11 protein-coding genes are annotated in these 14428 nt (G+C 66.6%); 9 read left to right on the forward strand and 2 right to left on the reverse strand.

Features of this window, described 5'->3' with window-relative positions; genetic code table 11:
* Positions 1-456: 456 nt before the first annotated feature.
* Both V3B41_RS13815 and V3B41_RS13820 read right to left on the reverse strand, forming a co-directional pair.
* Positions 457-1551 (reverse strand): dipeptide epimerase, encoded by a 1095-nt coding sequence (locus V3B41_RS13815; protein WP_049432862.1) that lies wholly within the window; start codon positions 1549-1551, stop codon positions 457-459.
* Positions 1548-2987, reverse strand: a complete 1440-nt coding sequence (locus V3B41_RS13820; protein WP_049432911.1) for an SH3 domain-containing protein — start codon at positions 2985-2987, stop codon at positions 1548-1550. The genes V3B41_RS13815 and V3B41_RS13820 overlap by 4 nt, the downstream gene beginning before the upstream one ends.
* Positions 2988-3119: 132 nt before the next feature.
* Between V3B41_RS13820 and V3B41_RS13825 the strand changes: the two genes are divergently transcribed.
* The 9 genes from V3B41_RS13825 to V3B41_RS13865 all read left to right on the forward strand — a co-directional run bounded on the left by V3B41_RS13825 (position 3120) and on the right by V3B41_RS13865 (position 14378).
* Positions 3120-4592 carry a transglutaminase domain-containing protein gene (locus tag V3B41_RS13825; protein ID WP_329861417.1) on the forward strand — a complete coding sequence of 491 codons (1473 nt, stop codon included), beginning with the start codon at positions 3120-3122 and terminating at the stop codon, positions 4590-4592.
* Between the two features lie 51 nt (positions 4593-4643).
* Positions 4644-7667 (forward strand): TonB-dependent receptor, encoded by a 3024-nt coding sequence (locus V3B41_RS13830; protein ID WP_049432869.1) that lies wholly within the window; start codon positions 4644-4646, stop codon positions 7665-7667.
* Positions 7668-7722: 55 nt separating this feature from the next.
* On the forward strand, positions 7723-9276 hold the full coding sequence (locus V3B41_RS13835; RefSeq protein WP_100443751.1) for a serine hydrolase: 1554 nt from the start codon (positions 7723-7725) through the stop codon (positions 9274-9276).
* On the forward strand, positions 9209-9922 hold the full coding sequence (locus V3B41_RS13840; RefSeq protein ID WP_049432877.1) for a M15 family metallopeptidase: 714 nt from the start codon (positions 9209-9211) through the stop codon (positions 9920-9922). Before V3B41_RS13835 ends, V3B41_RS13840 begins: the two co-directional genes overlap by 68 nt.
* 460 nt (positions 9923-10382) lie before the next feature.
* Positions 10383-10754, forward strand: a complete 372-nt coding sequence (locus V3B41_RS13845) for a hypothetical protein (RefSeq protein WP_329861421.1) — start codon at positions 10383-10385, stop codon at positions 10752-10754.
* A 232-nt stretch (positions 10755-10986) separates the two neighbouring features.
* Complete coding sequence (locus tag V3B41_RS13850; protein WP_049432882.1) at positions 10987-11403, forward strand: EF-hand domain-containing protein; 417 nt, start codon at positions 10987-10989, stop codon at positions 11401-11403.
* Positions 11404-11486: 83 nt separating this feature from the next.
* Positions 11487-12239 carry an HAD family hydrolase gene (locus tag V3B41_RS13855; RefSeq protein ID WP_049432885.1) on the forward strand — a complete coding sequence of 251 codons (753 nt, stop codon included), beginning with the start codon at positions 11487-11489 and terminating at the stop codon, positions 12237-12239.
* 31 nt (positions 12240-12270) lie between these two features.
* Positions 12271-12759 carry a hypothetical protein gene (locus V3B41_RS13860; protein ID WP_049432888.1) on the forward strand — a complete coding sequence of 163 codons (489 nt, stop codon included), beginning with the start codon at positions 12271-12273 and terminating at the stop codon, positions 12757-12759.
* Between the two features lie 257 nt (positions 12760-13016).
* The gene (locus tag V3B41_RS13865) at positions 13017-14378 is read left to right on the forward strand and encodes a VOC family protein (protein ID WP_049432890.1); all 1362 of its coding nucleotides are present in this window, start codon (positions 13017-13019) and stop codon (positions 14376-14378) included.
* Positions 14379-14428 lie beyond the last annotated feature (50 nt).

Below are 14428 nucleotides of genomic sequence, written 5' to 3' on the forward strand. Positions count from 1 at the left end.
CCCCCCCCCCCCCCCCCCCCCCCCCCCCCCCCCCCCCCCCCCCCCCCCCCCCCCCCCCCCCCCCCCCCCCCCCCCCCCCCCCCCCCCCCCCCCCCCCCCACCCCGGACAGATCGCGCGCGTGCCAGCCGCGAAGGGGATACGGGGTAGAGCAGAAGCAAGCGCAAAAGCATCCACGCATGTAGTGGATCCACGGGATGCAGTTGTTGCCTTTGACGTTGAGTCCGCCTTCAAGCGAGCCGAGCACCGCAGGTCCGGCGAGGGCGAAGAGGGGCGGGTGTCTGAGCGCAGCGAGTTCCCGCGCCGTCCCTCGACGGGCCGAGGAGCGCAGGGAACCGGTGCGTAGCACCGGCTCGCGGCCGGCGGAGCGTTTCTTTTGGTTACTTTTCTTTCCGCGGAAAGAAAAGTAACGCCCGACCAAGAGTCAGTTGTACGCCAGGCCAGCCGCAAGGCAGAGATCAACCCAGCATCTCCAGCCCACGCACTTCGGTGATGCCCAACCCCGGCACGTCGCTGATGCTGATCTCCGATTCGTTGAAATGCACGCCCCCGCTGACCGGGTCGAACTGGCCCAGCGACGGGCCGTCCAGGTCGACCTTGGTGATCACATCGCTCTTGGCCACCGCCAGGTGCACGGCGGCGGCAACGCTGATGCTGGATTCGATCATGCAGCCGATCATGCACGGCACACCGTAGATGCCGGCGATGTCGGCGATGCGGATCGCGTTGGACAAGCCGCCGGTCTTCATCAGCTTGATGTTGATGATGTCGGCCGCGCGCTGCTGGATCAGGTCCATCACCTGGCTCGGGCTGAACACGCTCTCGTCGGCCATCACCGGCGTGTTGACGCGGTCGGTGACGTACTTCAGACCGCTGATGTCGGCCGCCTTTACCGGTTGCTCCAGCAGCTCCAGCACCACGCCGGCCTCTTCCAGCGTGCGCATCGCATGCACCGCCTGCTTGGCGGTCCAGCCCTGGTTGGCGTCCAGGCGCAGCAGGGCGCGGCCTTCCACCGCCGCATGGATCGCCTTGACCCGCTCGATGTCCAGGCCGATGTCCTTGCCGACCTTGATCTTCAGCGACTCGAAGCCGCGGTCGATCGCCGACAGTGAATCGGCCACCATCTTGTCGATGTAGTCCACGCTGATGGTGATGTCGGTGGTGATCACCGGGTCGCCGCCACCGAGCATCTGGTACAGCGGCGCACCGTGCAGCTGCGCCCACAGGTCGTACAGCGCGATCTCCACCGCGGCCTTGGCACTGGTGTTGCGCTCCATCGCGGTCTGCACCAGCCCGCACAGACGATTGAGGTTGACCACGTCCTGGCCGATCAGGCGCGGCGCGATGAAGTGGCGGATCGCTTCGATGATCGAGCCGTGCGTATCACCGGTGATCACTGCGGTGGCGGGGGCTTCGCCGTAGCCGGTGTGGCCGGTGTCGGTGCGGATCAGTACGACCACGTCTTCCACGGTCTCCACCGTGCGCAGGGCGGTCTTGAACGGCGTCTTCAGCGGCACGCGCAGCATGCCCAGTTCGATGGCAGTGATCTTCATTCAGGAGTCTTGGCGCGCAGGCGCTGGATGTTGGTGATGCGGTCGATGTAGCGGACGGTATCGCTGGCCATCATCGGCTCCAGCGGCGTGACCGAAACACCATTGAGGTGGGCCTGTACGCGCTTGCCGTCAGCACCGAACCAACTGCCGCCCGCGGTATCGTGGATGACCCAGGTGCGGCCGTCGACGTGGCCGATAGCCATCATCACGTGCCCAGGGATATAGACCAGGTCGCCCACCTGCAGATCGGTGACCGCACGTTCGCGCGCGGCCTTGCCGACTCTGTCGGTGAAGGGCAGGCGGTCCAGCGCAGGGCTGATCGCCTGTGCGCTGGTATTGCGCGGCAGCAGCACGCCGAAGCTGCGGTAGATCTCGGAAACGAAGCCGCTGCAGTCGCGCGTGTCGTAGTCGTGGCCCCAACCGTAGCGCTCGCCCAGGAACTTGAAGGCCTGCTGCAGCAGCAGGCGCGGAGTCAGTGGCAGGTAGTCGGCGGCGGTGTCCTGCGAGCGCGGCAGCAGCGCCGGCACCAGTTTCAGGCGGCCATCGGTTTCGCGCACCGGCAGCTGCACAACCCACGAGGCATGCGCCTGCTGGCCGTTCACCGGTTCGGCGGCGGGCCAGTCGGCCAGCACCGGCAGGCGCACGCCCATGTCCAGCTGCAGGCGCGAGACGCGCGGTTCCTCCGGGGTGTAGGCGGTCTGTGCGGTGGCGCCGGTGACGATGCGATACGGGCCCTTCGTGCCGTAGCCGAGCACCGTGCCCTTGTCGCCGCTGGCGATGGCGTCGGCTTCGATCCACGCGCTGTAGCGCTCGCTGTGCACGAACAGCCAGCGGCCATCGGCGCTGCGATGGACCACGGCAACCTTGTCACCGGGGAACAGTGCCGATTCCTGGAAGCGGTCGATGTCGGTGTCACCGGCAGTGCTGAAGACGCGCTCGCGGGTGGGGAAGGTGCGCAGCGCGGCACGCTTCACCACCAGCCCGTAGGCCGGTGTCACCTGCGCGGGAATCGCATCGAGGCCGAGGTTGGCCTGGATGCCGCTGCGTAGCGCCGGGGCGATGGCCTTGCCCTTCTCGTTGAACAGTGCACGCTCGGGCCAGCGTGACAATGCGCTGATGCTGGCGCGTACCTGCGCGGCATCGAGCTGTGCGGGCAGCGAAGCGATGTCCTGGATGTGGCTGTCCTGCGCCCGCATCCGCGCGTTCTGCGCGTCGATCTGCGCGCGGTCCAGGATCGGCGCATCGGCATTGTCCAGGCGTGCGGCCCAGTACTGCGGTGTCAGGTAGGCCTCGTGCAGGCCAACCACATAGGGCAGCGGCGCGCCGGGGTCAGGTGGCGGTGCAGCCTGTGCGAAGGCCGGTGCGGCCAGCAGGCACAGGGCCAGGGTCAACCGGCGCGACCACTGCCGGTCCGGTGCGCGGGAAGCCAGGATCATGCGCTGCATACCCTCCTCGAATGCCAGTTGGAATATTTATTCCTTTCTCTGGCGAAAGCAAGAATAAATTATTGACCGGTGTTCCGGCCCGTGTTACACAGCCATTACCACCCGCGCTGGGGAAGTGTCGCTGTGGATCCTGCCGTTCGCAAACCGCGTCTGCCTGCTGCTGCCGGCCTGTGTGCCGCGCTGCTGCTGTGGGCGTCGGCCGCGCAGGCGGCGGATGCGCGCAGCAGCCAGCAGCGGGCGCGCCAGACGCAGGTGATCGACCTGATCGACAGCGGTCGTTTCAGCGATGCCGAAGCGCTGCTGGCAACGGCAGGCAATACTGCCGAAGGCGCCTTCCAGCGCGAGCGCATGCGCCGTATCCGCCTGGATTTCAGCCTTGACCAGCAGGCCGCGAAGGCCGCCGTGCGCCGCTGGATCCCCGACCTGAGCGACGAGGAATTCGCGCGCTGGGACCAGCTCGGCCTGATCGAACACCTCGATATCGATGGCACGCGCCGGTACTTCAAGCGTGCACCGTCGAACCTGTTCCTGCTCAGCGACGAAGCGCGTGCACGTCGCCGCGCAGATGCGCCTATGCCGGCGCCAGGCCCGAACGAAGTGCTCAACGCAAACCACGCGCGCGTGGTTGCCGCCGCCGAACAGAGCGGCCAGGCCTGGGTGCTGCCACAGCGCATCGAATTCACCCAGACGCTGACGGTGAAGGCCGATGCCGTGCCGGCCGGCGAAACCGTGCGCGCATGGATTCCCTATCCGCGCGAGATCCCGGGGCAGCAGGAGCAGGTGCAGTGGCTGGGCAGCGCCCCGGGCAAGGCGCGGGTGGCACCGGCCAGTACCCTGCAGCGCACCGCCTACCTGGAAGCCAAAGCCGTAGCCGGCAAGCCGACCCGGTTCGAGATCCGCTACGCGGCGACGATCTTCGCGCGGCACACCGCGATCGATCCGGCGAAGGTGCAGGCCACGCCGAATGATCCTGCGTTGAAGCCCTACCTGGCCCAACAGCTGCCGCATGTGCGCTTCACCCCGGCGCTGAAGCTGTTCTCCGACCAGGTGCTGCAGGGCGAAACACGCCCCCATGAAGTGGTGCGCAGGCTGTTCGCTGCTGTCGACCGTATTCCGTGGGCCGGTGCACGCGAATACTCCACGCTCAGCAACATCAGCGATTACGCCTTGCGCACTGGCCATGCCGACTGCGGGCAGCAGACCCTGCTGCTGATCGCGCTGATGCGCATGAACGGCATTCCCGCGCGCTGGCAGTCGGGCATGGTGTTCTCCGGCGATGGCAGTGGTTACAACAATCTGCACGACTGGGGGCAGGTCTACCTGGCGCCGTACGGCTGGCTGCCAATGGACGTGACCACCGGCGCGCTGGCCAGCGATGTAACGGCATTGCGCGACTTCTACCTGGGTGGCCTCGATGGTTACCGCATCGCCTTCAACGACGATTTCGGCCAGCCCTTGGTGCCGGCCAAGCAGCACTTCCGCTCGGAAACGGTCGACTCGCAGCGCGGCGAGGCCGAGTGGGCAGGCGGCAACCTGTACTTCGACCAATGGAGCTACGACTTCCAGTGGCGGGTACTGCCAGCCGGGCAACGCTAGCGCGACACATCGCATTCCACACCATTCAATTCTTGCAGGAGAGAGCAGGGGATGAAGGCTTACAGCATCAAGCGGGCGGCATTGTGCGTCGCCCTCGGGGCGTGTCTGGGCGTAGTGCTGCCCGGCATCGCGATGGCACAGAACGTAAGCGGCGCGGTCGCCGGCCGTGCAACCGCCGGTGACCAGGTCACCGTGGTCAGCAGCAGCACTGGCCTGACCCGTACCGTCACCGTTGGCGCCGATGGCAGCTACCGCCTCGGCCAGCTGCCGGTGGGTGACTACCAGCTGCAGCTCAGCCGCGATGGCCAGAAGCTGGGCGATCAGGTATCGGTAAGCGTTGCCGTCGGCGGTACAACCACGGTCAACCTGGCCAGCGGCGGCGGTGTCACCAACCTGGATGCACTGCAGGTGGTTGGCACGCGCGTGATCAACCGCGTGGATGTCTACTCCACCGAAACCTCGTTCAACATCAACCGCCAGGAGATCTCGCGGCTGCCGGTGGCGCAGGACCTGTCTGCGGTCGCGCTGATGGCGCCGGGCGTGGTCGGCGGCAACTCCTCATTCGGTGGCCTGTCGTTCGCCGGTTCATCGGTGGCCGAGAATGCGGTCTTCATCAACGGCCTTAATGTCACCGACATGTATACCCGTCGTGGCTTCAGCACCGCGCCGTTCGCGTTCTTCAATGAATTCCAGGTCAAGACCGGCGGTTACTCGGTGGAGTTCGGCCGCTCCACCGGTGGCGTGATCAACGCCGTGACCCGCTCGGGCAGCAATGAATTCGAGGGCGGTGTTGAAGTCACCGCCGAGCCGAGTGCGTGGCGCGCCAGTGGCGGCGATCATTTCCACCGCGACGGCACTCCGCATTCCTACGGCAGCCGCGACAACAATTCCTTCCTGAAGACCAACGTCTGGGGCTCGGGACCCATCATCAAGGACAAGCTGTTCCTGTTCGCGATGTACGAGGACCGCAGCGACAAGGGCCACAACACCTCGTCCGATGGCAGTACCTGGTTCAAGAACGATTCCGGCAACGGCTTCTGGGGCACCAAGCTGGACTGGAACATCAACGACAACCACAGCCTGGCGCTGCTGGCGTTCTCCGACGAGGGCGATGTCACCAATGCGTCGTACGGCTACAACTGGAAGGCCGACCAGCTCGGTGCGTGGGGTGGCGACTCGGTCACCGAGACCGGCGGCCGCAACTGGTCGGCCACCTACACCGGCCACTTCGGCCAGAACTTCACCGCGCGTGCCATGGTCGGCCAGAACAAGCAGCGCGCCTTCACCAACTCGTCGCTGGACCAGGCCTGCAGCCCCGTGTTCACCGACAGCACCTACGGCCCGCGGCTGGGCAAGCTGCAGGGGCTGCGCGCCGGTTGCCACCCGACCGGCGCGGCCGTGGCCGAGCGCGATGACACCCGCGATGTCGCGCGCCTGGACTTCGAATGGCAGCTCGGCGACCACCTGCTGCGCTTCGGTGTCGACCGCGAACTGATGACCACCAAGCAGTCCACCCGTTATCCAGGGCCGACCGAGCTGAGCTACACCGCCTACGTGGCGCGGCCCGGCGATGAAGTGTGGGATGGCGCCAACGCCTACGTACCGGCCGGCGTCACCGAGATGCTGCGTGCTCGCAACCGCCGCTCGGGCGGCACCTTCGAGACCGAGGCCAATGCCTTCTATCTGGAAGACATCTGGAACATCACCCCGAACCTGATGCTGAACCTTGGCGTGCGCTGGGACCGCTTCGAGAACCGCACCGCTGCAGGCAAGGCGTTCATCAAGATGGACGACCTGATCGCGCCACGCGTCGGCTTCTCCTGGGACATGCGCGGCGATGGCAGCACCAAGCTGTTCGGCAACGCCGGCCGCTACTACCTGCCGGTCACCAACAACATCAACGTGAACTTCGCCGGTGGCCTGACCGACGAATACAGCTATTACGTGCTGAACGGCTGGGAACGGAAAACCTCGCCGACCGGTTCGCCGTACATGGCACCCATCGTCGGCCAGCAGATCGGGCCGACCGACACCCGCATGAACACCGGCGGCGCCGACCTGCGCCAGAGCGTGGACCGTGACCTGAAGGCGGTTTACCAGGACGAGTACATCCTGGGCTTCCAGAACATGATCAACCAGGCCTGGTCGTGGGGCGTCAATGCCACCTACCGGCGCATGACCCGCGCGCTGGATGACATCCGCATCAACTACACCCCATGCGGCCCGACCCCCAGCACGCTGTGGCCGATCGCCAACCCGGGCGAGAGCCTGACGATCTGGGGCGACAAGAGCATCGGTTGCGCCAACGAAGGCTGGATCACCATCGATACCGCCAACAGCGGCTACCGCAAGGGCGGCAGCGGCGAGGTGATCGGCTACTCCAAGCCCAAGCGCACCTACAAGGCGCTGGAGTTCCAGATCGACCGTGCCTGGGACGAGAAGTGGATGTTCAACGCGTCCTACCTGTGGTCGAAGAGCGAAGGCAACTTCGAAGGCCCGGTGAACTCCGATACCAATTACGGTGATACCGGCATGGTGCAGTTCTGGGACCACCCGGCCACCAATGAACGTTATGGCGTGCTGTTCAACGACTTCCGTCATCAGTTCAAGCTGCGTGCCGCGTATGCGCTGAACAAGCAGTGGTCGTTCGGCACCACGCTGCAGGTGCAGTCCGGTGGCCCGATCACCGCCTACGGCGTGATGTGGCCGAACGACTCCATCGCCGGTGGCAGCACCTCCAGCGAGGGCAGTGGCGGTGGCACCGGCTGGCTGTGCGTGGCCAACTGTGCGGGTCCCTACAACCAACGGCAGTTCGAATACAGCCCACGCGGTGCGTTTGGCCGCCTGCCGTGGACCTGGACCATGGGGGCCAATGTGACCTGGCGGTTGCCGGTGGAGGGCATCGACCTCAGCGCCCGCTTGTCGGTGTACAACCTCACCAACAACCAGAAGACCATCAACGTGCACCAGCGCTATGAAGCACAACCCGGCCAGTACCGTGAGGCGACATTTGCGACCGGCACGCGCTGGCAGGCCCCGCGTTATACCCAGCTGGTGGTGACCTGGAACTTCTGAGGCCACGATCCGCGCCGTCCACCGTGACGGCGCAGGCAATGGAGGGACTGCCCGCATGCACCACCTGCTGATCCTCGCGGCGGCACTGGCTGCACCGTCCGCGTCGTCGGCCGACAGCGCCGCAATCGAGGCCGACATCGCGGCCGTGGTCCAGGCCGAGCATCTGCCCGGGCTGGCGCTGGCGGTGGTCGAGGAGGGGCGGGTGGTCCATCGCCATGCAGGGGGCGCGCGCGGCGATGGCGGCCGCATCGACGAGGACACGCTGTTCAAGATCGCGTCCAACAGCAAGGCGATGACCGCTGCGCTGCTGGCGCGGTTGGTGCAGCAGGGCAGGCTGCACTGGGATGATCCGGTGCAGCGGCATCTGCCGGGCTTCCGCATGCACGATGCGTGGGTGGGCCAGCAGATGCAGGTGCGCGACCTGTTGATCCACAACAGCGGCCTCGGCCTGGGCGCCGGTGATCTGATGCTGTGGCCGGAGCCGAACGCCTTCACCCGTGCCGACATCATCGCCGGGCTGGCGCACCTGAAGCCGGTCAGCAGCTTCCGCAGCCGCTATGCGTACGACAACCTGATGTACGTGGTGGCCGGCGAAGTGGCGGCGGCGGCGGGTGGCAAGCCGTACGACCAGTTGATGCGCGAGCAGGTGTTCGAACCACTGGGCATGACGCGCTGCCAGGTGGGGGCGTGGTCGGTGAAGCGCGTGGGCAACGTGGCACAGCCGCATGCCTGGCGTGGTGAACGCAACGAGGTGGTGAACGCCGATGCTGCGATCAGCCCGGACCTGCCCTCGATGGCGGCGGGTGGCATCCGTTGTTCGCTGCGCGACATGACACGCTGGATGCAGGTGCTGCTCGATCCCGCCCTGGTACCTGACTGGCTGGACAGCACGCAACGCCGCACGCTGTGGACCCTGCACATGCCGATGCCACTGGGCGAGCGCCAGCGGCGCTGGGACAACGCGCATTTCTACGGTTATGGGTATGGCTGGCGGGTGTCGGACATGGACGGGCAGTGGAAGGTGGCGCATACCGGCACGCTGTCAGGCATGTATTCATCGCTGGCGCTGCTGCCCGACCGCAGGGTGGGCGTGGTGATGCTGATCAACGGCGAAGGCGAGGACGCACGCACGGCGCTGATGCAGGCGATGCTGAAGCGCTTCACCGCACCAGACGATACGCGCCCGGCGATGGAGTACCTGGCCGAACTGAAGGCTGACCGAGCGGCGCAGGCAGCGTCTGGCCACCAACGGCCGGCGACCGCAGCCGCGCAGCCGGCACGCGGCGATGACCTGCCGCGTTGGCAGGGTCGCTACAGCGATCCCTGGCTGGGGCCCGCATCGTTGTGCCCGGACAGGGACGGCCTGCGCTTCAGCGTGGACAGATCGCCACGGCTGCAGGGTGCCGTGCTGCAACTACAGGAGCGTTGGCTGCTGCGCTGGGATACGCTGGGCGAAGACGCGCAGGCGTGGCTGCAGCCAGGCGAAGGCCCGGCACCGACACTGGACCTGCGTGCCATCGATCCGGACATCGACTTCAGCTATGACTTCCAGGACCTGCATTTCACTCGTACTGGCGACTGCCCTGGCAGCGACCGCCAACGCCGCTGAACCACCGCGTGTTTCACCCGCCACCGGCGCGGCCGACGCCGGGCTGGTGGAGATCCGGTCGGTGGCGCCACGTATCGACATGGATATCCGCTACGCCGGTGCCAACAACTTCACCGGCGCGCGTGTTCCGGGCTACGAGGCTCCTTCCTGTTACCTGCTGGCCCCGGTGGCGAAAGCGCTGGCGCGGGTGGAACAGGATCTGCGTGCGCAGGGTTTTGGCCTGCGCCTCTACGACTGCTACCGGCCAGTACGCTCGGTGCAGGCCTTCATGGCCTGGGTGAACGACCCGGGCGAACTCTCGCGCAAGGCGTTGCAGTACCCGGACCTGGACAAGCCGCGCCTGCTGGCCGATGGCTACATCGCAGAGCGTTCTGGCCACAGCCGTGGCGCCACGGTGGATCTTGGGTTGCTGGATTGCAGCAGCGGCAGCTGCACGCCGTTGGACATGGGTACCGACTTCGACTTCTTCGGGCCACGTGCGCACACGCAGGCGAGCGGACTGAGCGAGGTGCAGCAGGCAAACCGCCAGCAGTTGGTACGGGCAATGGCGCGCCGCGGCTTCGTGAATTACCCCCAGGAGTGGTGGCACTACACCCTGCAACCCGAACCGGATCCGGGCACCGCGTACGACGTCCCGGTACGGTAGGGGTATCGGCAGGGCTGCGCCCTGCACCCGCTACAAGCCAGAGCAACAGCAACAGCACGCATTCCGTGGGATGGCGGGGTGGGTCGCTGCTGTTGGTAGGTGTCGACCTTGGTCGACACGGTAGATCCACGCCATGCGTGGATGCTCTTCGTTCAATTCTCGAAATATTCGATTTCGATTGAGATTCATCCACGCATGGCGTGGATCTACCACCAACCGTCATCAGGAATCTGTCGGAGGTGGGGCGGTGTGGGTGGGCAGGACCGTTGGCGCCATGGATGGCGCCATCGAGCCCCCAGGGATGGGTTTACGGCGTGTCCTGCCCACCCACATCGTCCCGCCAAACCATCAACAGTCCAGAGCCGCTTTGGCTTTGGCCGTTGCCTGAAGCCTCTGCGGGTGCAGGGTGCAACCCTGCCGATACCCTTACACTGACCGCCTTCCCACCGTTGCCCACCCGATGAACCTTCCCCTGCACTTCGGCCTGCTCGGCACCCTGGAAGCCGGCGCCATCGCCCTGCTGGTCGGCCTGCAGGTGTACTTCCTGTGGTCGCGGTTGTGCCGGCTGCTGCACTGGTCGATGGGTCATGCCATCGGCTGGGCCTGTGTCATCTCGGTGGTGGCCTCCGCCGGCATCGATGCGTGGAAGCTGTTCTACATGGGCATCGTGCGGCTGGAGTCACCGCTGTACGCGCGCATCTTCCTGTCCACCATCCATGATCCGAACGAACTTGGCAGCCGCGTGGTGCTGGAAATCGCCGGCGCGCTCGCCGGTGTTGCGCTGGGATGGGTGATGTTCAGTTCGCGGTCATCGGCCCAGACCGCGAATTGACGCAGGTTTTTCGTTCGCTGCCGGTTAAATCCTGGCGCGCTGAATGCGCAGCTTATGAGCCACTCACTTCGCGCTAACCACCGTACTAAAGCATGTGCGGTGGCGAGTGGTTAATCGCGTGTGTTGATGCCGGTCGCAGCGCAAAATCGATTCAGAAAGGCGGTGGCAGGGTAGGTGCCGTGCGGAGACAAGACGCCGCGCAACACCACCCAATCGGTAGGAGACACCCCTGATGACTATTCGCAACCGCAAGCCCCTGATCGCCCTGATCGTCGCCGCCGGCAGCGTGCTGGCCATTCCGGCGATGGCGCAGTCGGCCAAGCAGCAGGCGGCGCATGCGCAGAACGAGGCCGCGCAGGCCCAGCAGGCGGCTGCACAGGCCGGCCAGGCCGCTGACCAGGCGACCAATGCGGCCGCAGCGGCATCGGCACAGGCCAATGGCGGTGGCCAGACCTGGGCCAGCATCGATACCGATGGCAACGGCACCATCAGCAAATCCGAGGCGCAGGTGAACGCGGGCCTGGCCCAGGTGTTCGACCAGGCCGATACCAACAAGGACGGCGAGCTGAGCGCCGATGAGTACAAGGCCTACGTGGCCGCCCAGCAGGCCGGTGCCGGTGGCGCAGCGCAGGGTGCACAGGGCAAGTAAGACCTGCATCGGGGCGTATGGGAACCCGGGCGGCTTCGGCCGCCCGGGTTTTTTCGTCACCATGGCCCCTGTATCCTTGCGCGATGAACACCCCCACGCCTGCGCCGTCGCGCGCCATCGGCCTGGTCGGTTTTGACGGTGACGATACGCTGTGGAAGAGCGAGGACTACTACCGCAAGGCCGAGCAGGATTACCTTGACCTGCTGTCGCGCTACGTCGACGTGCATGACACCCATACCGCGCGCCACCTGCTGGAAGTGCAGCAGCGCCACCTGGGCACCTTCGGCTACGGCGTGAAGAGCATGACGCTGTCGATGATCGAAGCGGCCATCGACATCACCGGCCAGCGCATTGACGCGAAGGACATCCAGCGCATCCTGGACATCGGCCACGACACCCTGCGCCACCCGGTCGAACTGATCGACGGTGTGCGCGAAGCGGTGGCGGCCATCGCCGAGCACTACCCGGTGGTGCTGATCACCAAGGGCGACCTGTTCCACCAGGAAGCGAAGATCAAGGTCGCCAACCTGGCCGAGCTGTTCCCGCGCATCGAGATCGTCTCGGAGAAAGATCCGGAAACCTATGCCCGCGTGCTGGCCGAATTCGATCTGCCGATGCAGCGCTTCGTGATGGTCGGCAACTCGCTGCGTTCGGACATCGAGCCGGTGGTCACCCTCGGTGGCTGGGGCGTGCATACCCCGTATGCAGTGACCTGGGCACACGAGACCCAGCACGGTGTGGCCGACGACGAACCGCGCATGGTGACCGCCGACACCGCCCACGATTGGCCGGCTGCACTGGCGGCGATCGAGGCCAAGGCCGCCGCGGCGGCCTGACAGGGCCCGGCGGCTGCGGCAGAATCGGGCCATGAACCTCCGACTGCGCGTGTTGCTGTTGTCCCTGCTGCTGGCGCCGGCCACCGTGCTGGCCCAGCAGACCGCCGAGCGTTCGGCAGCCTACGAGGTGGAGACCGGTGACAGCTGGGTCGATGCCCAGCTGCAGGACATCAACCACTACGCCGAGCGCTACCCCGACGCCTTCCTCGACGAAGTGTCGCGCTATGCCGACGTGCCGCGCGGCTACATCAGCGCGCTGTTCACCACCCATGGATGGCAGGCCGGGGACATCTATTTCGCCTGCTTCTGGGCCAAGGCCAGCGGCCAGACCTGCCGCGACAGCGTGCGCGCCTTCAGCCAGGACCCGGAGGGCGGCTGGGAAGCCGTGGTGAAGCGGATGCCCGCCAAGCCCGACAACCTGCATTACCGCGCCGTGCGCCATGCCATCGTGGCCAGCTACCAGCACTGGGACCGGCCGATCACCCTGGATGCCACCCTCAAGCGCCAGTTGAAGCGGTAGCGCCGGCCGCTGGCTGATTCTGGTGGGTGCGAACCTTGGTTCGCACGCCTTTTGCTCCGTCGCCCCCCCCATCAGGGCGCACCCAGGGTGCCCCCCCCCCAAGCCCCCCCCCCCCCCCCCGCCCCGCCCCCCCCCGCCCCCCCCCCCACCAGACCTGCCCGGGCCCGGCGCCATGTTGCTCTGCATATCGCCGCCGCCACGCACTCCGGCGACAATACGGGTCCGAGCTGTTCCCCGTTCCCGTAATCGAGTGACTGATGAGCGCCTCTTTCGTTTCGCCTGATGTGATCCGCCGCCTGTTCGCGCAGGCCATGTCCCGCATGTACCGCACCGAAGTGCCGCTGTACGGCACGCTGGTGGAACTGGTGGAGCGGATCAACGCGCAGGTGCTTGCCCAGGATCCGGCGCTGGCCGCGCAGCTGCAGCGCAACGACGAGCGTGCACGCCTGGATGAAGAGCGCCATGGCGCGATCCGCGTCGGCACCGTGCAGGAGCTGGCCACGCTGCGCCGCCTGTTCGCGGTGATGGGCATGTACCCGGTGGGCTACTACGACCTGTCGGTGGCTGGCGTGCCGGTGCACTCCACCGCGTTCCGCCCGCTCACTGGCACCGCGCTGGCGCAGAACCCGTTCCGCGTGTTCACCTCGCTGCTGCGCCTGGAGCTGATCGAAGACGAAGCGCTGCGTGCCGAATCGGCGAAGATCCTTGCGCGACGCCGTATCTTCACCGACGGCGCGCTGGCGCTGATCGACCAGGCCGAGCGTGACGGCGGCCTGTCGCAGGCCGATGCAGAGCGCTTCGTCGACGAGGCGCTGGAAACCTTCCGCTGGCACGGCGATGCCACCGTCGACCTGCCGACTTACCACGCGCTGCACAACGCGCATCGCCTGGTGGCCGACGTGGTCAGCTTCCGTGGCCCGCACATCAACCACCTGACCCCACGCACGCTGGACATCGATGCCGCGCAGGCGGCGATGATCGAGCACGGCATGGCGGCCAAGGCGGTGATCGAAGGCCCGCCGCGCCGCGCCTGCCCGATCCTGCTGCGCCAGACCAGCTTCAAGGCACTGGAAGAGGCCGTGCATTTCCCGGGCGGCGAAGGCGGGGATGCCGGCACCCATACCGCGCGCTTCGGCGAGATCGAACAGCGCGGCCTTGCGCTCACCCCGAAGGGCCGCGCGCTGTACGACCAGCTGCTGTCGCAGGCACGCGATGCCGGTGGCGAAGGCAGCACTGGCGGCGACTACGGCCAGCGCCTGCAGGCGGTGTTCGCCAGCTTCCCGGATGACCATGACACGCTGCGCCAGGAAGGCCTGGGCTATTACCGCTACCAGCTGACCGACGCCGGCCGCGCCGCGCCCGAGCGCGTGGCCGATCTGCCGGCTGAAGTGCTGGTGGCCGCCGGACTGGCCACGGCCGATCCGATCGTCTACGAGGATTTCCTGCCGGTCAGTGCCGCAGGCATCTTCCAGTCGAACCTGGGCGGTGAAGAACAGCGCGCCTATGCCGCACACGCCAACCGCGAGGCCTTCGAGCAGGCGCTGGGCGTGGCGGTGAATGACGAGTTCGAGATCTACGAGCGGCTGCAGGCCGAATCGTTGGCGGCGCTGCGCGGGTAAACGACTTGCCGTGGAGCCGAGCGTGGGCTCGGCTCTACAGGGATTCTGTG

This window comes from Stenotrophomonas sp. SMYL89, from assembly GCF_036319985.1.
GTDB lineage: Bacteria > Pseudomonadota > Gammaproteobacteria > Xanthomonadales > Xanthomonadaceae > Stenotrophomonas > Stenotrophomonas maltophilia_Q.

What these genes read in the sequence shown, in the direction of transcription:
- V3B41_RS13850 (WP_049432882.1), top strand. Translation starts at nt 10,987, where the DNA reads ATGACTATTCGCAACCGCAAGCCCCTGATCGCCCTGATCGTCGCCGCC.
- V3B41_RS13845 (WP_329861421.1), top strand. Translation starts at nt 10,383, where the DNA reads ATGAACCTTCCCCTGCACTTCGGCCTGCTCGGCACCCTGGAAGCCGGC.
- V3B41_RS13820 (WP_049432911.1), bottom strand. Translation starts at nt 2,987, where the DNA reads ATGATCCTGGCTTCCCGCGCACCGGACCGGCAGTGGTCGCGCCGGTTG.
- V3B41_RS13840 (WP_049432877.1), top strand. Translation starts at nt 9,209, where the DNA reads ATGACTTCCAGGACCTGCATTTCACTCGTACTGGCGACTGCCCTGGCA.
- V3B41_RS13860 (WP_049432888.1), top strand. Translation starts at nt 12,271, where the DNA reads ATGAACCTCCGACTGCGCGTGTTGCTGTTGTCCCTGCTGCTGGCGCCG.
- V3B41_RS13815 (WP_049432862.1), bottom strand. Translation starts at nt 1,551, where the DNA reads ATGAAGATCACTGCCATCGAACTGGGCATGCTGCGCGTGCCGCTGAAG.
- V3B41_RS13865 (WP_049432890.1), top strand. Translation starts at nt 13,017, where the DNA reads ATGAGCGCCTCTTTCGTTTCGCCTGATGTGATCCGCCGCCTGTTCGCG.
- V3B41_RS13855 (WP_049432885.1), top strand. Translation starts at nt 11,487, where the DNA reads ATGAACACCCCCACGCCTGCGCCGTCGCGCGCCATCGGCCTGGTCGGT.
- V3B41_RS13835 (WP_100443751.1), top strand. Translation starts at nt 7,723, where the DNA reads ATGCACCACCTGCTGATCCTCGCGGCGGCACTGGCTGCACCGTCCGCG.
- V3B41_RS13830 (WP_049432869.1), top strand. Translation starts at nt 4,644, where the DNA reads ATGAAGGCTTACAGCATCAAGCGGGCGGCATTGTGCGTCGCCCTCGGG.